A 19573-nucleotide genomic window follows, 5' to 3' on the forward strand; every position below is an offset into this window, starting at 1 on the left:
GATTGCCTCCATGGACGAGACAGTGCGGCTGTGGCCGGGAAGAGACGCCGAAGGGGCCACCGGCCTGCGGGCGTTCATGGCGGTGGCGCTCCGCAGGCAGGGCGTCGTGGGGGCCGTGGCGCCGAGCTCGCCGGTGCTGGCGAGGGCGCTCACGGCGGTGGTCCCCTCGTCGGGCCCCTCCGTCGTGGTGGAGCTCGGGGCGGGCACCGGACCGATCAGCGAGGCCATCCGCGCCAGGCTGGCGCCGGGCTCCCGCCAGCTCGCCATCGACATCGAGCCGTCGATGGTCGCCCACCTGCGCCGCGCCAAGCCGTGGCTGGAGGTGGTGCACGGCGACGCGGCCGACCTCGGCGCGCTCCTGGCGGCGGCCGGGGTGCGGAAGGTCGACGCGGTGGTGAGCACGCTGCCGTGGTCCCTGTTCCCGGACGCGCGCCAGTCGGCGATGCTCCACGAGATCGGCCGGGTGCTCGACCCCGCGGGGGCGTTCACCACGGTGACCTACCTGCACGCCCTCCCGCTGGCGAGGGCGAGGGCCTTCCGGCGGCGGCTCAGGGGCGTCTTCGAGGAGGTCCTGACGACCGGGCCGGTCTGGCGGAACATCCCCCCGGGGATGACCTACGTGTGCCGCAGGCCCCGCGACCCGTCCGTGAAGGCGGGCGAGCATGTCTGACCTGCTCGGGCAGCTCTCCCCGCCACTGCTGCTCGCCGTCGGCTGGCTGCTCATCGTCGCCGAGGCGGGCCTGCTGATCGGGGTCGTGCTCCCTGGGACGAGCGTGCTCGTGGCCCTCGGCTACTTCTCCCACCTCGGGGTGCTGCCACTCGGCGTGACGATCGCGGTGGCCGCCTCCGCGGCGGTCACCGGCACCCAGCTCTCTTACCTGTGGGGACGGCGGCGCAGGGGCTCCCCGTCCGCGCACGTCCTCGCCGACCGCCTCGCCCCCGGCCTCTGGGAGCGCGGACGCCGCCTGGTGGTACGCCGTGGGGTGTGGGCGGTCGTGGGCGCCCAGTGGCTGGGCAGCGCCCGCACGCTGGTGCCGCGCCTCGCGGGCTGGGCGGGCCTGCCGTACCGCACGTTCGCGAGCGCGAGCGTGCCGGTCGCCTGCGCGTGGGCGGCGACGCTGGTCACCCTCAGCCGCTACCTCGCGCCCGAGGTGATCAGGCAGGTGACCGGCCATCTCGCCCTGGCGGGCCCGGTGGCGATGGCGCTCGTGCTGCTGGCGCTCTACCCGAGATACCGCCGCGCCCGGGGCGGCTACCAGGGCTCAGCGGGTGACGACGAAGTCGGCGGCGTCGCGCGGGGGACGGTCGCGGGGCGGGGCGGCGGGGTGCCCCACGGCCACGGCGCCCATGGGATCCCATGACTCCGGCAGGTCGAGGACCTCGCGCACGACCTCGCGGCAGAACATCGTCGAGGACACCCACGCCGAGCCGAGGCCCTCGACGGCCAGGTGGACCAGGAGGTTCTCCACGCCCGCGCCCATGGCGACGACGAACATCTCGCGCTCGGCCGCGTTGCGGCGGTCGTCGGGATAGGTGTGGGAGCCGTCCATGACCAGGCAGGGGACCACCAGGTAGGGCGCCCGCCGCAGGACGTCGCCGCGCCTGACCCTGCGCGTGATCGACTCCTCGGTGAAGCCGGTGGCGCGCAGGTCGCGGATCCAGGCCTCCAGCATGGCGTCCAGCAGCTTCTCGCGCGCCGAGGGGGACTCCAGCAGCACGAAGCGCCACGGGGTCGTGTGGTGGGGGGCGGGCGCGCTGATCGCGGCGTCCACGGCCCGCCTGACCGCGGCCGGGTCCACGGGCTCGGGGGAGAACTCCCTGATCGTCCGGCGGGCGAACAGCACGTCGGCGGAGCCGTACCGGAACATGTCCTCGTCGGCGGGCCGCACGAGCGGCCGGACGCCCGGGCCGTCCTCTGCGGTCACCAGGTGGGACAGCCCCCGGACGACCGCCACGGGCACGCCGTCGAGCTTGCCCTTGACCAGCTCGGCCGCCGCCGCGATCTCGTCGACCAGCGCGGTGACCGTCGCAGAAAGCGGGTTGCCGTAGGTGTCGGACCTGCCGCGGAAGTCGTCCAGCGGCCGGACGCCCGCCGCGCCGATCGCCACGTCGGTCAGGCCGTTGCGCCAGGGACGCCCGAAGGTGTCCGACAGGATGACCCCGGCCTTCGCCTTCAGCCCGGCCCGGATGCGGCGGGCGGAGGCGTCGGGGTCCTCGGGGAGCAGGAGCACGGTGCCGGGCTCGGTGTTCGAGGCGTCCACTCCGGCGGCGGCCATCACGAAGCCGTGCCGGGTCTGGGCGATGACGGTCTCGCCGCGCCGCGCGACGACTCGCCGGGTCTCCTCGGCGATGGCCGCCGTGCGGGTGTCGCCCCGCCGGACGCGTCCCTCGGCCTTGCTGACGATCTTGGAGGTGATGACGAGGATGTCGCCGTCCGCGAGGCCGGGAACGGCCCGCGTGATCAGCTCGGCGAGGTCGTCGCCCGGGCGTACCTCGGGCAGGCCGTGCACCCCCTGGACGGTGACCGTGCTCTCGTGGGCGGCCGTGGTGCCGCTCATCCGGCCAGCTCGATCGCGGCGCGGGCGATGGCGGCGGTGGCGTCGGGGTCGCTCATGAGCAGGGGCCTCGCCACCACGCGAACCCCGTCCAGGGCGACGTCCTTGTCCTCCTCGGCGACCAGCCAGCCGTCGACCAGGCGCGAGCCGTACAGCTCCAGGACCGCCTGGGCGCTGGTCTCCACGCCGATCGCGGTGAGGCACGCGTCGGCCATCCCCCGGACGGGGGCGCCGCCGATGATGGGGGAGACGCCGACCACGGTCTTGGCCTCGACGGCCTCGCGGATGCCGGGGATCTGCAGGATGGTGCCGATGCTGACCACCGGGTTGGAGGGCGGGAGGATCACCACGTCGGCCTCCTCGATCGCCTCGATCACGCCGGGGGCGGGCTTGGCCTCGTCCGCGCCGACCAGCAGGATCTGCTCCGCGGGGACCGACGCGCGCAGCTTCACCCACCACTCCTGGAAGTGGATCGCGCGGCGGCCCTGCTCGTCGCTGATGACCACGTGGGTCTCCGCGCGGTCGTCGGTCATCGGGATCAGCCGGACACCCGGCCGCCAGCGCGTGCAGAGCGCCTCGGTGATCGCCGACAGGGGATAGCCCGCGTTCAGCATCTGGGTGCGCACTATATGGGTGGCGATGTCCTTGTCGCCGAGGCCGAACCACTGCGGCTCCATGCCGTACGCGGCCAGTTCCTCCTTGATCAGGTGCTGCTCGCCGGCCCGGCCCCAGCCCTGCTCCTCGTTGATGCCGCCGCCGAGGGTGTACATGACGGTGTCGAGATCAGGGCAGACCCGGAGTCCGAAAAGGGTGATGTCGTCACCGGTGTTGCCGATGACGGTGATCTCGGCGTCGGGGACGGCGGCCAGGAGTCCGCGGAGAAAACGGGCGCCGCCGATTCCACCGGCTAGGGACACGATGCGCATGCTGTCAAGTGTTCCATTGCCATCTTCTTGCCTGGGCCCGGGCCGGGCGATCCGCGAACTGATCTGTGAAACGCCTGCTCACGGGCTCGTGGAAAGGGTTGAATGACTTTCATGCGGGGCTTGTGTGATCAATGAGGTTGTTGGGTCCGGCGTCCTCGAAGTGGGGAGATGTGCGAAACTGCGGATGCCGTATGGACCCATTGGGGGGTAGTTGTGGTGAAAGTTGAGCCCGGACGGCTCCGCGAGCCTGCGGCGTTGATCATGCTTGCGGTTGTTTGCACACAGGTTCTGGTCGCGGTCGTGACATTGGTCTTCGGAGAAGGGCCGTTCGGCGCCAAGTCGGCCGGCGCGCTCGGCACGCTGACCTCTCCGCTCGCCCTGGCGCTCGCGATCGGCGCCGTCGTGCTCGTCACCAGGCTCGGCGAGCCGACCCCGCGTGCCCGTCTCGTGAACCTCGTCGCCGTCGCCGCGCTCGCGGCCGCCGCGCTCTTCGGGTTCGTCAGCCTCGTCGGCGTGCTCCTCGGCCGCGGCACGGGCGGCTGGAGTCTCATCGAGTACCTGCTGACCGGCGTGCCCGCCCTCGCCCTCACCGCGGTCTCCCTGGTGTACGCGCTCTCCATCCTGCCGCCCGGCGCGCCCTCGGCCGTCCGGCCCCGGCAGGGCCACGCCGAGCAGCCCGCGCCGCACGGCAACGGCCAGGGGCTGTTCCCCCCGCAGCCTTTCCAGGGCGAGCACCCCGGGTACGGACCCGGCGGGCATCCCGACCAGCCGCCGTACGGGCCCGCCCAGAACGCCCCTGCCCAGAACGCTCCCGCCTCCGCGCTTCCCGCGCTGCCCCCGGCTCCGCACAACCCCCCGCAGCCGTACGGGCCGGGCGACCAGCGGCCCGCGGAGGCCTATGGGCAGCAGCCGGGTGCCGACCCCTATCCCCAGCCGCAGTTCGCCCAGCAGAACGAGCAGCCGCAGTTCTCCCAGCAGGGAGAGCAGCCGCAGTTCTCCGGAGAGCACCAGCCGCAGTTCGCGCAGCAGGGTGAGCAGCAGCGATACGGCCAGCAGCAGGGTGACCAGCAGTTCGGCCGCCAGGGCGAGCCGCAGTTCGGCCAGCAGTTCGGGCAGCAGGGTGAGCAGCAGTTCGGACGGCAGGACGAGTCGCAGGCGCGGCCGTACGCCCCCGCGGGCGAGGCCGGCCCCCTCGGCGACACGGCCTACGCTCCCCAGCACTCCCAGCCGCTCGACGCCTACGCGGCGGCGCTGAGGTCCGAGCCGTACGGGCAGGGCCCTCAGGGCTCCCAGGGCGACTCCGCGTCCTCGCAGCCGTCCGGGTCATACGGGCAGCCCCCCGCGTCCCCGTACGCTCCACAGCCCTCCGCTCCCTACGGAGAACAGAACCAGCAGCCGGGCCAGCAGACCTCCGACCCGTACGCTCCCCAGGCGGCCTCGCCGTACGCGCCCTCGGGCGGGGGCGCAGGTGCCTTCGGTATGCACGACGCCTTCACGACCGGCGCCCGCCAGGCCGTGCCTGAGCCGCTCACGGCGCCGACCGCCTTCGACCAGCCTCACGCCTACGGCCGGCCGCCGGCGCAGGGCGGCGGCCCGTACGGCCAGGCGAGCCCGCTGGACCAGCCGTCCTCGTCGTACGGTCAGACCGGTCCGCAGACCAACCCGCTGGACAAGGCCCCGGCCTATGGCCAGACGGGCCCCCTGGACCAGCCCCCCTCGTACGGTCAGACCGGTCCGCAGGCCGTGGACCAGCCGTCTTACGGTCAGACCGGTCCGCAGACCCTGGACCAGTCGTCTTACGGTCAGGGCGGCCCGCAGGCGAACCCGATGGACCAGACCCAGGTCTACGGTCAGATGGGCACGCAGGCCGGCGAGCAGTACGGCGGCTACTCGGGCGCCGACTTCGGCCGCCAGCCCGAGCCGTCGCCGCTGTACGCGGAAGCGGCCGACGCGCGCCAGCAGCAGATCGCGCAGGCCTACCAGCAGGCGCAGAGCTACCAGCAGTCGCAGGGCGGCGGGTCGCCCTCCGAGGGCCGTTCCGAGCACACCGGCACCCCGGGCGGGCAGGAGTACACCACCGGCACGCAGCCGGTCAGGACCCCGGAGTACGCGCCCGGCTACAGCGGCAGCCCGTTCGGCCACCCGCAGTCGGCGGGCGACTCCTCGGGTTACTCGCGCCCCCCGGCGGACGCGCAGCCCTACCGGCCCGCCCAGGAGCAGCCTTACCAGGAACAGCCTTACCAGGACCAGCCGTACCAGCGCCCGCAGGACCAGGGCTACCCCCAGCCGCAGGACCGGCCGTACCCGCAGGCACCCGAGCCGTACCCGCAGGCACCCGAGCCGTACCCGCAGGAGCAGCCGTACCAGCCGCAGCAGCAGGCCTGGGAGGAGCCGGCCGTGGAGAAGACGGTGCGCTTCGACCCGAAGGCCTTCCAGAACGACCCGCTGAACGCCCCCATGCCCCCGTCCGGGCCGCAGGGGCACAGGGACGAGCCGATCGACCCGACCGCGATCTACGCCCCCGACCGGTCGGCCCAGGCAAGGCCAGAGGAAAGCGGAAGTAGAGAACCGGCAGGTCCAGGTGTAGATCAGGGATCACGCTGGTACGGTTCCGACCGCTGAGGGCATTGAAGATCGGGGATAACAGAACGCCGTCGGATCCCGCCTAGACGGCGTACGCCGAGGACGGCCGCATATTCCGCCAAGGCCCGCATACCGGGGTGAGCTGGTCTTTCCCCGGATACTGCCATGCTGCTTGACGCCACACGCGGCACACGCGTGTAATTACAACTGTGTTGTTACGCCTTTCACAGGGTGGGTATTGAGGAAGGTGTTCAAAAGGGGGGCTCCGTTGCGGGGCGGGCGGGCGATCGGCAGGAGGTGTGCATTGACCGATCTGGTCATGGCACAGGTGCTCGGCGCGGAAGAGCTGGGATGGCAGGAGCGCGCGTTGTGCGCGCAGACGGATCCGGAGGCGTTTTTCCCGGAGAAGGGCGGTTCCACCCGGGAGGCCAAGAAAGTGTGCCGGTCCTGCGAGGTGCGGGCCGAGTGTTTGGAGTACGCACTACAGCATGATGAGAGATTTGGGATCTGGGGAGGGTTGTCCGAGCGTGAGCGCCGCCGGATCAAGCGAGAGGCCGGCTGAGGAAGGGTAGCCGCCGCGAGGCGGACGGTTACGGTTTGAGATTCCACCGTCAACACTGAGCGAACACGGTCACGGCAAACGGCTAGGGTCTAGGGGGGCCATAGCCGGAGGCCGGGCGAGGGGACGTGACCGCCGGCCGGCGATCGGTGGACCTGATTGGAAGAGTGGCAGACCCGGCACGCTCGGGGTGCCGTATCGTGATCGGCGCAAGCCACACGAGCCCCCAAGGACACCACCTCCGTGCACCCGCCGCGTCAATCCGTCACAGCGATCGTCGTCGCCCATGATGGGGCCCGCTGGTTGAGGGAGTCACTGGAGGGCGTCCTCCGGCAGACGCGTCCGCTCGACAGGGTGGTCGGCGTCGACAACGGCAGCCGCGACGGCAGCGGCAAGATCCTCACCGAGGCGCTCGGCGCCAACGGCATCCTGACCCTGCCTCGCTCGACGGGGTTCGGCGAGGCGGTGGCGGCGGTGCTGGAGCGGCTGCCGCGCACCGGTGGCCAAGAGTGGATCTGGCTGATCCACGACGACTGCGCGCCCCACCCGAGGGCGCTCGAAGCACTCCTGTGGGCCGCGGCCGAGGACGAGAAGGTCGCGATCCTCGGCCCGAAGCTCCGCAGTTGGCTCGACCGCCGCATCCTGCTCGAAGTCGGCGTCACGGTCGACAGGTCGGGCCGCCGCGACACCGGCCTGGAGCCCAGGGAGTACGACCAGGGCCAGCACGACGGCACCCGCAAGGTGCTGTCGGTGTCCACGGCCGGCATGCTGATCCGCCGCGACGTGTGGGACCAGTTCGGCGGCCTCGACCCCGGCCTGCCCCTCTTCCGCGACGACCTCGACCTGTGCTGGCGGGCCACCGCCGCCGGCTACCACGTGCTGAACGTCACCGACGCGGTCGCCTGGCACGCCGAGGCCGCGACGCGCCGCAGGCGCCGCATGACCGCGAGCACCGACCATCCCCGCAGGCTCGACCGCCGCAACGCCATGTTCGTGATCATGGCGAACCTCCCCTTCCGGTCGCTGGTGTGGTCGCTGGTGCGCAACATCTTCGGCTCGCTGTTCCGCACGCTCCTGCTGCTGCTGGCCAAGCAGCCGGCCAACGCCCTCGACGAGGTGGTCGCGCTCGCGTCCGTGCTGGCCGCTCCGCGCCGCCTCATGAAGGCCAGAAAGGCGCGAAAACAGGGCAGAAAACAGGGCTATGCCCACGTGAAGCGGCTGCTCACGCCCTCGGGCATGGCCTACCGGCGCCTCGCCGACATGGTCCAGAACTACCTGTCCGGGTCGGGGCCGATCGACTCCGCCGGGCGGCACCACGCGGTGATCTCCGAGCCCTCCAAGGAGGACGAGGGCGACGAGCTGCTGACCGACGCAGGTCTCATGCAGCGCGTCTTCGGCAACCCCGGCGTGCTGCTCTGCCTCGCCCTCATCGCCGTCACGCTGGTCGCCGAGCGGTCGCTGCTCTACGGCGGGCTGCTCGGCGGTGGCGCGCTGGTCCCGGTCGTGGGCGGCGCCTCCGACCTGTGGCAGTTCTACACCTCGGCATACCACGCGACCGGGCTCGGCTCCGACGGCTGGGCGCCGCCGTACGTCGCGGTCCTCGCGGCGCTGTCGACGATCTTCCTCGGTAAGACCTGGCTCGCGGTCTCGGTCCTGCTGCTCGGATGCGTGCCGCTCGCGGGCCTGTCCGCCTACGTCGCGACCCGCTCGATGATCTCCTATCCGCTGGCCCGGGTCTGGCTGGCCGCCTCGTACGCGCTGCTTCCCGTGGCGACCGGAGCCGTCGCGGGCGGGCGGCTCGGCACGGCGGTGGTCTTCGTCCTGCTCCCCGCCTACGCCGCGCTGGCCGCAAGGGTGATCATGGGGGAGCGCCGCAGCGCGCGCCGGGCGGCATGGGCCCTCGGCCTGCTGCTCGCGGTCGGCACCGCGTTCGCGCCCCTGGTCTACGTACTGGTCGCGGTGCTCGGCGGCCTCGCCGCCGTGTCGTTCGGCGGGGTGCGGCGCGGGGTGGGCCTCTCGCTCGGCATCGCGATGGCCGTGCCGATCGTGCTGCTGTTCCCGTGGCTGGTCCAGATCGCGGGCGACCCCGGGCGCATCCTTCTTGAGGCGGGGCTGCACCGCCCCGGGCTGGCCGATCCCCGGCTCACCGCCGAGGCGCTGCTGCTGCTCAGCCCGGGCGGCCCCGGCGTGCCGCCCGTGTGGGTGACCGGTGGCCTGGTCGCCGCCGCGCTGGCCGCCCTGCTGTTCCGGCGGCACCAGATGGTGGTCATCGTCGGCTGGGGCGTCACGGTCTTCGGCGTCCTGGTCGCGATCGTGGCCAGCCGCGTCCCCGTGGACGGCACGGCGGCCTGGCCAGGCGTGCCCCTGGCGTTCGCCGCCACGGGCCTGATCGTCGCGGCGGCGCTGACCGGGCACCGCATCATCGAGCTCAACCAGGCCGGCGGCCTGCGCAGGGCCGGCGCGGCGTTGATGGTCCTCGTGGCCTGCGCCACGCCCGTCGCCGCGGCGGCTCTGTGGATCAAGGACGGCACGCGGGGGCCGCTCCAGCGCGGCGTGCCCAGCGTGATCAGCGACTTCGCCGCCGCGAGCTCCACCGAGGGTGAGAGCACGGTCGTGCTCCGCTCCGAGGCCGACGGGCGGCTCACCTTCACCGTGCTGCGCGGCCGCACCCCCCTGATCGGCGAGACCGACCTGCCGGTGTCCGCCGCGATGCGCGGGCGGCTCTCCGACCTGGTCGCGGGCGTCGTGTCCGGGCGCGGCGGCGACGACGCCCTCACGCTCGCCACCTACGGCGTCCGGTTCGTCGCCGTCCCCGCTCCGATCGATCCCAAGGTGCGGCGCTCGCTCGACTCCGATCCCGCGCTGGTCCGGGTGAACCTCTCGGCGACCGCCGGGCTGTGGGCCATGGCCCAGCCCCTGGGCCGGGCCTACCTCCAGGACCAGGCCGGGGTGCGCACGCCCGTCCAGTACACCGAGGCGGCGGGCGGCGGCCTGACGGCCGCGGTGCCGGCCGGGCAGGGCACGCGCACTCTGGTGCTCGCCGAGCCCGCCGGGGGGTGGACCGCCACGGCCGGCGGTTCGTCACTCGCCGGGCGCACCGTCGACGGCTGGGCTCAGGGTTTCGACGTTCCCGCCGCGGGTGGCCGCGTCACGGCCGAGCACGGGGCGTTCTGGCACGATGTCTGGCTCTGGGGCCAGGTCGCGCTCGTGGCACTGGTCCTCGTCCTGGCCTCTCCCGGCGCACGGAGCGCGGAGGCCGCCGAGGAGTACGCCGAGATGCCGGTGGAGCGCGAGACCGAGGGAGTGCTGGTCCGGTGAGGGCGCTGATCGAGAGCCGCTTCGGGTTTTTCGCCCTGGTCCTGATAGTCCTGACCGCCCTGTTCGGCGTGGCGTTCGTGACCCGCCCCGGCGTCGTCGCCGTGCCCGCGGTCACCTTGGACAAGGTGGCCGTGGAGACGGTCTCGACCGTCTGCCCCGACCCCGGCGGCGCGCGGGTCAGCACGATCACCCCGCCCGGCGGCAAGGGCGCGGGCCGCACCACGATCTCCGAGGTCAGTGCCAAGTCCTCGCCGCTCGCGAGACTCGACGAGCCCGGCCGGCTGTGGCAGCGCGACGTGCCCGCCAGGTCGGGGCCGCTGGAGATCGCCGGCGCCGGCGTGATGGCGGCGGGGCTGGAGGCCACCCAGACGACCCGTCAGGCCGACGGCACGGCACGCGGGCTGGCCGGGGTGCGGTGCGCCGAGCCCGGCTCCAGCGCGTGGTTCGTCGGCCCGGGCCCGGCCGCCGCCGACGTCGTGCTCTATCTCACCAACGCGGACGCCGCCCAGGCCGTCCTTGAGGTCATGGTCTACGCCGGCGAGGGTCCCGTGGTCAACGACTCCGGCAACGGCCTCGTGCTCAAGCCTGGAGAGCACCGCGCGGTACGGGTGCGCGACCTCGTGACCTCTCCCCTGATCATGGCGGTGGAGGTGCGGAGCATCAGCGGGCGCGTGGCGGCCTCCGCGAAGGCCGTCCTCGGCAAGGGCAGGGGCACCGACTGGCTCCCCGCCGCCGCCGAGCCCGCGACCAGCGTCGTCGTCCCCGGCATCCCCGGCGGGGGCGGGCTGCGCGAGCTGTACGTCACGGCGCCGGGGGAGGCCGACACCGTCGTCCGCGTCAAGGCGCTGACGGCCGACGGGTTCTACGCCATGAAGAACCGCGAGTCACTCGAGGTCACCGCCGGGTCCACGGCCTCGATCGACGTGTCGACCGGCATCGGCGGGCAGCCGTCGGCCCTCGTGCTCACCGCCGACGTCCCGATCGTGGCCGGGGTGATGGCCACGGGCACCGGCACCAAGCAGGACGTCGCGTTCAGCGCGGGGGCGGTGCCGATCGACATCGGCAGCGTGGTGGCCGACAACCGCACGGGCAAGAAGATCTCCTCCCGGCTGATCCTCTCGGCGCCCGCCGCCGCGGGGAAGGTCAGCGTCCAGACTTTGCCGCGGGAGGGCGCCGCGCCCCCGGCCGTGGAGGTGCGGATCCCCGCGTCGCGCACGAAGGAGATCAAGCTCGCTCCGCCGGGTGTGCGGGGCGACTTCAGCGTGGTCGTGCTGCCGCTGCCCGGCTCAGGCCCGGTCTACGGCGGGCGGGTGATGGACGAGCACGCCCCTGACGGCCTGCTCCTCACCACGCAGCCCCTGGGCCTGGCACGCACCTGGGCCATCGTCCCGCGCATCGCGGAGTCGCCCACCGTGGTGCTGCCCTGAGGTCAGTGGTGCCGCGAGCTCAGTGGTGCCGCGAGCTCAGTGGCGGTCGTCGTACCCGGGGTCCACGGTCTCGGGCGAGAGGCCCAGCAGGTTGGCGACCTGCTCGACCACCACGTCGTGCACGAGCGCGCCCAGCGTGTCGCGGTCGCGGGCCCTCGCCTCCAGCGGGCGGCGGTAGATCACGACGACCGCCGGGGAGCCGCCGGCGGCGGGCTGCACCCGGCCGAAGGGGATCGGGTCGGACGAGAGCCTGCCCGGCCCGTCGATGAGCTCGTCGGCCGGCGGAACCTCCTCGACGGCGAACTCGACGGCGGAGAGCTGCCCACCCCACTTCGGCTTCAGCCGGTCGACCGCGTCCAGCACGAAATCGTCGAAACGCTCGCTGCGGGAGCGCGCTATGGGCACGTGCGACGGGGCCAGCGGACCGCGCATGCCGCGGCCGTGCCGGTCGCGCCGCCGCGGGCCGTTGGGGCGGGCCTTGCCGCCGGGGGCCGAACTCACACAGCAAGCCTAGATCGTGCCTCTCTGATCCCGCGCCCACTCCCTGACGTCCAGGCGAACGGTCTGTCCGCCAAGCGGTTTCCGGGCCCGGCCATACAGCCCGTAAAGGGACGGCAAGTGTCCGAATTGTGGCGACACGCTCGTTAAGAGCTGCCAGGTGGTGGCAATGTGAACGCGGACCGGATACGGTCCCTCCGTGAGCCCCGTCCGCAGCTGTTCCCGTACCGCCTGCAGGCAGCCTGCCGTCTTCACACTCACGTACGTCTACGCCGACTCGACCGCCGTGCTCGGACCGCTGGCGACGTACGTCGAACCACACTGCTATGACCTGTGCGCGGACCACGCGGAGCGGCTGACGGCCCCGCGCGGATGGGAGGTCGTCCGGCTGCCGTCGGAGGCGGGGCAACCGAGCACCGACGATCTAGAAGCCCTCGCCAACGCCGTGCGCGAGGCGGCCAGGCCCACCCCCTCCTCGGGCGAGCCCGTGGGGCAGGGCGTGGAGGTCGGCCGGCGCGGGCACCTTCGGGTCCTGCGGTCCGCCCAGCAGAACCTGGAGCGCTGAGCCCGCCTGATCCTCTCGCGGTGCCGGCCCGCCGCCGCTTCCCGATCTTCGTGAAAGGCCTCGGAGTAACGCAGTAGGCTCGGGTCGAACAGACGTGACTAGGTGCGGAGCGGCAGTGGGCGACCTCGCCAAGATCTTCAAGGCGTACGACATCCGTGGCGTCGTGCCCGGCGAGCTCGACGAGGGCGTCGCCGAGGCAGTGGGTGCCGCCTTCGTCGAGGTGCTCGAAGCCGAGGCCGTGGTCATGGCGCACGACATGCGCGCGTCCTCCGGCCCGCTCGCCGCCGCCTTCGCCCGCGGGGCGACCGGCCGGGGCGCCGACGTGGTCGACACCGGGCTCGGCTCGACCGATCTGCTCTACTACGCCAGCGGCAGCCTCGGGTTACCAGGCGTGATGTTTACGGCCAGTCACAATCCGGCCCGTTACAACGGGATGAAGCTCTGCCGCGCGGGCGCCGTCCCCGTGGGGTCCGACACGGGTCTGGTGGAGATCCGCGACCGCGCCGCCGAGCTGCTCGCCTCGGGCGTCCGGGCCGCAGGAGGGCGCACCGGCGAGGTCACCAGGCGTGACCTGCTCGACGGGTACGCCGCCCACCTGCGCGGCCTGGTCGACCTCTCCGGCATCAGGCCACTCAAGGTCGTGGTGGACGCCGGCAACGGCATGGGGGGTCACACCGTCCCGACGGTGTTCGAGGGCCTTCCGCTGGAGGTCACCCCGCTGTTCTTCGAGCTCGACGGCACCTTCCCCAACCACGAGGCCAACCCGATCGAGCCGGACAACCTCCGCGACCTGCAGAAGGCCGTGCTCGACAAGGGCGCCGATCTCGGCCTGGCCTTCGACGGCGACGCCGACCGCTGCTGGGTGGTCGACGAGCGCGGAGAGTCGGTGTCGCCCTCGACGATCACCGCCCTGGTGGCCGTGCGTGAGCTGGCCAAGCACCCGGGGTCCAGGGTGATCCACAACCTGATCACCTCCAGGGCGGTGCCCGAGATCATCGCCGAGAGCGGCGGCGTCCCGGTGCGCACCCGGGTGGGGCACTCCTACATCAAGGCCGAGATGGCCCGCACCGGGGCCGTCTTCGGCGGCGAGCACTCCGCCCACTACTACTTCCGCGACTTCTGGTTCGCCGACTCCGGCATGCTCGCGGCGCTGCACGTGCTCGCCGCCCTCGGCGAGCAGCCTCACCCGCTGTCCGACCTCCTTGGGCGCTACTCCCGCTACGCGGCGTCCGGCGAGGTCAACAGCACCGTCGCCGACCAGGCCGCGGCCCTGGCGCGGGTCCGCGCCGAGTACGCCGGCCGTGACGGGGTGACCGTGGACGAGCTCGACGGCCTCACCGTGTCGGGGTCCGGCTGGTGGTTCAATCTCCGTCCGTCCAACACAGAGCCGCTCCTCCGGTTGAATGCCGAGGCGGCCGACGAGAAGCTAATGGCGGCGACCCGAGACGCGGTCCTCGCCGTCGTGAGGAGTTGACGTGAAGATCGACGATTGGTTGCTCGACATCCTGGCCTGCCCGGCCTGCAAGTCACCGCTCAACGCCGTCACCCAGAGCGATGAGCTGGCGTGCAGTTCCGAGACCTGCGGGCTGGTCTATCCGGTGCGCGACGACATCCCGGTGCTGCTGGTCGACGAGGCTCGCAAGGCGTGAGCCCGTTCGAGCCCGAGCGGCTGGATGACGCGGCGTTCCTGACCGAGACCGATCCGGCGGGCATGCTGCCCGCGGTGGCGTCCTCCGGCGCGCAGGTGCGCGCCTCGCACCGCGGCGCGCTGGAGGCGGGCGTCTCCCGGCTGTCGGCCGGCGACCGTCCCCGGGCGGTCGTGATCGCGGGTGTGGGCGGTTCCGCCATCGCCGGCGACATGCTCGCGGCCGTGTGCGGCGGTGGGGTCCCGATCCCGATCCTGACCGTGCGCTCCTACCGTCTGCCGGGCTGGGTGGGCGCCGCCGACCTGGTCATCGCCGTCTCCGCCTCGGGCACCACCGAGGAGACCCGGACCCTGGCGCTGGAGGCTGTGCGCCGGGGTTGCCGGCTGATCACCGTGGGCCGCGCGGGGTCGCCGCTGGCGGCGATCGCCGAGCAGGCGTCCGCCCTGCACCTGCCGGTCGTGCCGGTGCAGGGGGCGGTCCGGCTGCCCCGGGCGAACCTCTGGGGCCTGACCATGCCCCTGGTCGCCATCGCGTCGGCGCTCGGGCTGGCCGAGGTGGACGCCGGCGCGGTCGAGGCCACGGCCAAGCGCCTGGAGGACATCGCGCACCGCTGCCGGCCGTCGAGCGAGTCGTTCATCAACCCCGGCAAGACACTGGCGCTGGAGATGGCCGACTCGATCCCCATGGTCTGGGGGTCCTCGCCGGTGGCGACCGCGGCGGCGCACCGGCTGGCGACCCAGCTCAACGAGAACGCCAAGTACCCGGCGCTCTGGGGTGAGATCCCGGAGGTCGATCACAACCAGGTGGTGGCGCTGGACGGGCCGCTCGCCCAGCGCGACATCTTCGGCGACGAGCCGTCCCTCGCCCTGCGGCTGATCGTGCTGCGCGACCTGGAGGAGCATCCCCAGGTGAGCAAGCGGCGCGCGATGTCGGTGCGCCTGGCGCAAGATCGTGGCGTGCCGGTCAGCGAGATCACCGCCGAGGGCGAGCATCCGCTTGAGCGGCTTGCCTCGCTGGTGGGTCTGGTGGACTACGGGAGCGTCTATCTGGCGCTGGGCTTGGGCGTCGATCCCACTCCCGTGAGCGCCATCTCGGAACTTAAGGCAAGGCTTTCCCAATAAGATCTCCTTGACCGCTTTTAACCGACGGGATCAGAGCACGGTGTTACGGATGGGTGGAGACTGCGGGTGAGCGCGGGCGGCGGTACCAAGGCGATCATCGCGGCGCTGGGGGCGAACCTGGCGATCGCGGTGGCGAAGTTCGTGGCGTTCGTCTTCACGGGCTCCTCCTCGATGCTGGCCGAGTCTGTGCACTCGGTCGCCGACTCGGGCAACCAGGCGCTGCTGCTGCTCGGTGGCAAGCAGTCGAAGAAGCGCGAGAACCGCAAGCATCCCTTCGGGTACGGCCGCGAGCGCTATTTCTACGCGTTCGTGGTCGCGGTCGTGCTGTTCACGATCGGCGCGGTCTTCTCCCTGTACGAGGGCATCGAGAAGATCATGAATCCCCACCACGTGGAGTCCCCGATCTGGGCCTTCGCCGTCCTGATCTTCGCGATCGTCGCCGAGGGGTTCTCCTTCCGCACCGCCATCGTCGAGTCCAACACCATCAGGGGCGACGCCTCCTGGTTCAACTTCATCCGCAGGGCCAAGGCCCCCGAGCTCCCCGTCGTGCTGCTGGAGGACTTCGGGGCACTGCTGGGCCTGCTGTTCGCGCTCTTCGGCGTGACGATGGCCGTGGTCACGGGCAACGGCGTCTGGGACGGCGTCGGCACGCTCATGATCGGCATCCTGCTGGCGATCATCGCGGTGATCCTCGCGATCGAGACCAAGTCCCTGCTCATCGGCGAGAGCGCCACGCCGGAGATCGAGGAGAAGATCTGCGAGGCGCTCGAGAACGCGCCCGAGGTGAGCAGGGTCATCCACCTGCGCACCCTGCACCTCGGCCCCGAGGAGCTCCTGGTCGCGGCGAAGATCGCGGTGGAGGGCGGCGACACGGCCGCCGACATCGCCAGGGGCATCGACGAGGCAGAGCGGCGCATCCGCGAGGCCGTGCCGATCGCCCGGGTCATCTACCTGGAGCCCGATCTCTACCGTGCCGGCCAGGCGGCCTCCTCCTCGAACGGGGTCGGCGAAGCGCACGCCTGAGCCCCGCCGGCCGGCTGGGTGACGCGATCGATCAGCGGTCGCGGCGGAGCAGGCGCAGGGCCTTCTCCTTCTCGAAGTCCAGCGCGCGGCGCGGGGCGTGGAGGCGGCCGATGCGCAGCCCCAGGTCGCGCACGGCCTGGGCGACGGCGGGCTCGCTGAGGACGCGCATGCCGAACGCCAGCTCGGCGGGGGACACGTCGAAGCGCCGCTCCAGCTCCATCGCCTGGGTGACCGCCGCGAGCTCCTCCGGGCCGAACCGCCGGTGCGAGCCCCGCTCGCGCGTCGGGGGCAGCAGGCCGAGGGCCTCCCGATAGCGGAGCATCCGCGGGGACAGTCCAAGACGCTTCGCCGCCTCAGTGATGCGCATGAGCCCAATTCTTACATTCTTTTGTCAGGTTCACAGATCTGGGGATGCATTGGGGTGCGCGCGCCTCTTAAACTCGCAGTGACGCAATGACCGGGTTGAGGGGAACAACGCTATGGACTTCAAGGTCGCCGACCTTGCGCTGGCCGATTTCGGCCGCAGGGAGATCCAGCTCGCCGAGCATGAGATGCCGGGCCTGATGGCCATCCGCCGCGAGTACGCCGAGGCGCGCCCGCTGAGCGGGGCCAAGATCATGGGCTCGCTCCACATGACCATCCAGACCGCGGTGCTCATCGAGACGCTGGTAGCGCTCGGCGCCGACGTCCGCTGGGTGAGCTGCAACATCTTCTCCACCCAGGACCACGCGGCCGCCGCGGTCGTCGTCGGCCCCGAGGGCACCGTCGACGCCCCCAAGGGCGTGCCGGTGTTCGCCTGGAAGGGCGAGACGCTGGAGGAGTACTGGTGGTGCACCGAGCAGGCGCTCGCCTGGCCCGGCGGCGGCGGCCCCAACATGATCCTCGACGACGGCGGTGACGCGACCCTGCTCGTCCACAAGGGCGCCGAGTACGAGAAGGCCGGCGCCGTGCCGACCGCGGCGGAGGACGACGCGGAGGAGTGGAAGATCATCCTCGACCTCCTGCGCCGCACGGTGTCCTCCGAGGGCCGGTGGACCGCCGTGGCCAAGGAGATCAAGGGCGTCACCGAGGAGACCACGACCGGCGTCCACCGTCTCTACGAGATGTTCAAGGCCGGCTCGCTGCTGTTCCCGGCCATCAACGTCAACGACTCGGTGACCAAGTCGAAGTTCGACAACAAGTACGGCTGCCGCCACAGCGTCATCGACGGCCTCAACCGCGCCACCGACGTCCTCATCGGCGGCAAGGTCGCCGTGGTCGCGGGGTACGGCGACGTGGGCAAGGGCTGTGCCGACGCGCTGCGCGGCCAGGGCGCCCGCGTGATCGTCACCGAGATCGACCCGATCTGCGCGCTCCAGGCGGCCATGGACGGCTTCCAGGTCACCACGCTCGACGAGGTCGTCGGCATCGCGGACATCTTCGTGACCACGACCGGCAACTTCAACATCATCACGGCCGACCACATGAGCCGGATGAAGCACAACGCGATCGTGTCCAACATCGGGCACTTCGACAACGAGATCGACATGGCCGGCCTGGCCAAGCTGCCGGGCATCGTGAAGACCGAGATCAAGCCGCAGGTCCACACCTGGACCTTCGCCGACGGCCACGCGATCATCGTGCTGGCCGAGGGCCGCCTGATGAACCTCGGCTGCGCCACCGGCCACCCCAGCTTCGTGATGTCCAACTCCTTCACGAACCAGGTGATCGCGCAGATCGAGCTGTTCACCAAGACCGAGGAGTACCCCATCGGCGTCTACGTGCTGCCCAAGCACCTGGACGAGAAGGTCGCGCGCCTCCACCTCGACGCGCTCGGCGTCAAGCTGACCCAGCTCACCAAGGCGCAGGCCGAGTACATCGGCGTGGACGTCGAGGGTCCGTACAAGCCCGACCACTACCGCTACTGATCGACCGGCCTTCCGGCCAGGCGAGGTCCCCGCGCGAGGTCGCGCGGGGACCTTTCGCACACTGGGGTGTACAGGGGGAACTGTGGATGTCGCGGACGCGTCGCTCGCCGAGGCGGGTGAACGGCGCATCGACTGGGCGCTGCGCTCGATGCCCGTGCTGCGGGCGATCGGGGCGCGGTTCGACGCCGCGCGCCCGCTCGACGGCCTGAAGATCGCCGCGTGCCTCCACGTGACCGCGGAGACCGCGGTGCTCGTCGGCGCGCTGAAGGCCGGCGGCGCCGAGATCGCCCTGGCGGCCTCGAACCCCCTGTCCACGCAGAACGACGTCGCGGCAGCCCTGCGGACGTACGGCGTGGCGGTGCACGCCCGCGCGGGCGTGGACCGCGACACCTACTACCGGCACCTCCACCAGGCCCTCGACATCGGGCCCGACATCGTGCTCGACGACGGCTGCGACCTGGTCATCACGCTGCACACCGAGCGCGTCGAGCTGCTCGACGGGGTCACGGGCGGGTGCGAGGAGACCACCACCGGCATCATCCGGCTGCGCCAGATGGCGGCCGAGCACGCCCTGCGCTTCCCCGTCGTCGCGGTCAACGACACCCGCACGAAGCGGATGTTCGACAACAGGTACGGCACCGGCCAGTCCACGCTCGACGGCATCATGCGGGCGACCAACACGCTGCTCGCGGGCCGCACGATCGTGGTCGCCGGGTTCGGCTTCTGCGGGCGCGGCGTGGCCGAACGGGCCAGGGGGCAGGGCGCCCGGGTCATCGTCACCGAGATCGACCCGGTCAAGGCGCTGGACGCCAGCATGCAGGGCTACGAGGTGCTGCCGATGGTCGAGGCGGCGCGCGCGGGCGACCTGTTCATCACCGTCACCGGCAACCGCGACGTCATCAGGGGCGAGCACCTCGCCGAGATGAAGGACGGGGCCATCCTCGCGAACGCCGGGCACTTCGACGTCGAGATCGACGTGCGCGCCCTGGAGGGCATGGCGAGCGAGGTCCGGCTCGGCGTGCGGCCCCACACCGACGAGTACGTCCTCGCCGACGGGCGGCGGCTGCTGCTGCTCGCCGAGGGCCGCCTGGTCAACCTGACCGCCGCGGAGGGGCACCCCGCGGCCGTCATGGACATGTCGTTCTCCGCCCAGGCGCTGGCCGTCGCGTGGCTGGCCGAGGAGCGCGTACGGCTCGCGCCCGGCGTGTACGACGTGCCGGCGGAGATCGACGCGGAGGTGGCCCGGCTGAAGCTCGCCGCGGCCGGCATCGACATCGACACGCTCACCCCCCTGCAGAGCGACTACCTGCGCTCGTGGCGCTTCGGCTCCTGAGGCCCGTTCTTCGCCCCCGTTAACCGTCTCCGGATCATCGGCGCAGGCCAGGACCATGCTCCCGGCCCGCTAGGCGGATATGTCGCGATTCGCTGACGTTTCATCATCGAAC

Annotated in this window: 17 protein-coding genes; 13 read left to right on the forward strand and 4 right to left on the reverse strand. The window is 72.0% G+C overall.

Annotated elements, in window-relative coordinates:
- Window positions 1–10 precede the first annotated feature (10 nt).
- Together OG589_RS43895 and OG589_RS43900 are read left to right on the forward strand one after the other, a co-directional pair.
- Window positions 11–670, forward strand: coding sequence for a class I SAM-dependent methyltransferase (locus OG589_RS43895; protein ID WP_405144863.1), 660 nt, complete (start codon window positions 11–13; stop codon window positions 668–670).
- The gene (locus OG589_RS43900) at window positions 663–1361 is read left to right on the forward strand and encodes a DedA family protein (RefSeq protein WP_405144864.1); all 699 of its coding nucleotides are present in this window, start codon (window positions 663–665) and stop codon (window positions 1359–1361) included. Before OG589_RS43895 ends, OG589_RS43900 begins: the two co-directional genes overlap by 8 nt.
- On the opposite strand, the gene OG589_RS43905 is transcribed toward OG589_RS43900, so the two are convergent.
- Both OG589_RS43905 and cofD read right to left on the reverse strand, forming a co-directional pair.
- On the reverse strand, window positions 1263–2558 hold the full coding sequence (locus OG589_RS43905; protein ID WP_405144865.1) for a coenzyme F420-0:L-glutamate ligase: 1296 nt from the start codon (window positions 2556–2558) through the stop codon (window positions 1263–1265). The genes OG589_RS43900 and OG589_RS43905 overlap by 99 nt on opposite strands.
- Window positions 2555–3481 (reverse strand): 2-phospho-L-lactate transferase, encoded by a 927-nt coding sequence (gene cofD, locus OG589_RS43910; RefSeq protein ID WP_405144866.1) that lies wholly within the window; start codon window positions 3479–3481, stop codon window positions 2555–2557. The genes OG589_RS43905 and cofD overlap by 4 nt, the downstream gene beginning before the upstream one ends.
- 300 nt (window positions 3482–3781) lie before the next feature.
- Here cofD and OG589_RS43915 point away from each other — a divergent pair, with 300 nt between their 5' ends.
- The 4 genes from OG589_RS43915 (at window position 3782) to OG589_RS43930 (ending at window position 11368) form a co-directional block, all read left to right on the forward strand.
- Complete coding sequence (locus tag OG589_RS43915; RefSeq protein WP_405144867.1) at window positions 3782–6103, forward strand: hypothetical protein; 2322 nt, start codon at window positions 3782–3784, stop codon at window positions 6101–6103.
- Window positions 6104–6383: 280 nt separating this feature from the next.
- Entirely contained in the window at window positions 6384–6626 is a 243-nt protein-coding gene (locus tag OG589_RS43920; protein WP_114031515.1) for a WhiB family transcriptional regulator, read from the forward strand.
- 240 nt (window positions 6627–6866) lie between these two features.
- Window positions 6867–9941, forward strand: coding sequence for a glycosyltransferase family 2 protein (locus tag OG589_RS43925; RefSeq protein ID WP_405144868.1), 3075 nt, complete (start codon window positions 6867–6869; stop codon window positions 9939–9941).
- Complete coding sequence (locus OG589_RS43930; RefSeq protein WP_405144869.1) at window positions 9938–11368, forward strand: DUF5719 family protein; 1431 nt, start codon at window positions 9938–9940, stop codon at window positions 11366–11368. Before OG589_RS43925 ends, OG589_RS43930 begins: the two co-directional genes overlap by 4 nt.
- Before the next feature lie 36 nt (window positions 11369–11404).
- Here OG589_RS43930 and OG589_RS43935 read toward each other — a convergent pair whose 3' ends face one another.
- Window positions 11405–11869 (reverse strand): metallopeptidase family protein, encoded by a 465-nt coding sequence (locus OG589_RS43935; protein WP_405144870.1) that lies wholly within the window; start codon window positions 11867–11869, stop codon window positions 11405–11407.
- Window positions 11870–12065: 196 nt separating this feature from the next.
- Between OG589_RS43935 and OG589_RS43940 the strand changes: the two genes are divergently transcribed.
- From OG589_RS43940 to OG589_RS43960, 5 genes are all read left to right on the forward strand, one after another.
- On the forward strand, window positions 12066–12431 hold the full coding sequence (locus tag OG589_RS43940) for a DUF3499 domain-containing protein (RefSeq protein WP_405144871.1): 366 nt from the start codon (window positions 12066–12068) through the stop codon (window positions 12429–12431).
- 115 nt (window positions 12432–12546) lie between these two features.
- On the forward strand, window positions 12547–13905 hold the full coding sequence (locus OG589_RS43945) for a phosphomannomutase/phosphoglucomutase (protein ID WP_405144872.1): 1359 nt from the start codon (window positions 12547–12549) through the stop codon (window positions 13903–13905).
- A 1-nt stretch (window position 13906) separates the two neighbouring features.
- Window positions 13907–14080, forward strand: coding sequence for a Trm112 family protein (locus tag OG589_RS43950; RefSeq protein ID WP_358548907.1), 174 nt, complete (start codon window positions 13907–13909; stop codon window positions 14078–14080).
- Window positions 14077–15198 (forward strand): SIS domain-containing protein, encoded by a 1122-nt coding sequence (locus OG589_RS43955; protein WP_405144873.1) that lies wholly within the window; start codon window positions 14077–14079, stop codon window positions 15196–15198. The genes OG589_RS43950 and OG589_RS43955 overlap by 4 nt, the downstream gene beginning before the upstream one ends.
- 66 nt (window positions 15199–15264) lie before the next feature.
- Window positions 15265–16221 (forward strand): cation diffusion facilitator family transporter, encoded by a 957-nt coding sequence (locus OG589_RS43960; protein ID WP_405144874.1) that lies wholly within the window; start codon window positions 15265–15267, stop codon window positions 16219–16221.
- A gap of 31 nt (window positions 16222–16252) precedes the next feature.
- Here the strand turns inward: OG589_RS43960 and OG589_RS43965 are convergent, their stop codons facing one another.
- On the reverse strand, window positions 16253–16588 hold the full coding sequence (locus tag OG589_RS43965) for a MerR family DNA-binding transcriptional regulator (protein WP_405144875.1): 336 nt from the start codon (window positions 16586–16588) through the stop codon (window positions 16253–16255).
- Window positions 16589–16700: 112 nt separating this feature from the next.
- Here OG589_RS43965 and ahcY point away from each other — a divergent pair, with 112 nt between their 5' ends.
- Complete coding sequence (gene ahcY, locus OG589_RS43970; RefSeq protein WP_405144876.1) at window positions 16701–18128, forward strand: adenosylhomocysteinase; 1428 nt, start codon at window positions 16701–16703, stop codon at window positions 18126–18128.
- 82 nt (window positions 18129–18210) lie between these two features.
- Window positions 18211–19461, forward strand: coding sequence for an adenosylhomocysteinase (locus tag OG589_RS43975; RefSeq protein WP_405144877.1), 1251 nt, complete (start codon window positions 18211–18213; stop codon window positions 19459–19461).
- The last annotated feature ends 112 nt before the right edge of the window (window positions 19462–19573 follow it).

This window comes from Sphaerisporangium sp. NBC_01403 (genome assembly GCF_045040145.1).
Classification (GTDB): domain Bacteria; phylum Actinomycetota; class Actinomycetes; order Streptosporangiales; family Streptosporangiaceae; genus Sphaerisporangium; species Sphaerisporangium viridialbum.

Excerpts from the sequence above, each read along its gene's own strand:
- ahcY (WP_405144876.1), top strand. The coding sequence starts at position 16,701 with ATGGACTTCAAGGTCGCCGACCTTGCGCTGGCCGATTTCGGCCGCAGG.
- OG589_RS43965 (WP_405144875.1), bottom strand. The coding sequence starts at position 16,588 with ATGCGCATCACTGAGGCGGCGAAGCGTCTTGGACTGTCCCCGCGGATG.
- cofD (WP_405144866.1), bottom strand. The coding sequence starts at position 3,481 with ATGCGCATCGTGTCCCTAGCCGGTGGAATCGGCGGCGCCCGTTTTCTC.
- OG589_RS43905 (WP_405144865.1), bottom strand. The coding sequence starts at position 2,558 with ATGAGCGGCACCACGGCCGCCCACGAGAGCACGGTCACCGTCCAGGGG.
- OG589_RS43920 (WP_114031515.1), top strand. The coding sequence starts at position 6,384 with ATGGCACAGGTGCTCGGCGCGGAAGAGCTGGGATGGCAGGAGCGCGCG.
- OG589_RS43900 (WP_405144864.1), top strand. The coding sequence starts at position 663 with ATGTCTGACCTGCTCGGGCAGCTCTCCCCGCCACTGCTGCTCGCCGTC.
- OG589_RS43895 (WP_405144863.1), top strand. The coding sequence starts at position 11 with ATGGACGAGACAGTGCGGCTGTGGCCGGGAAGAGACGCCGAAGGGGCC.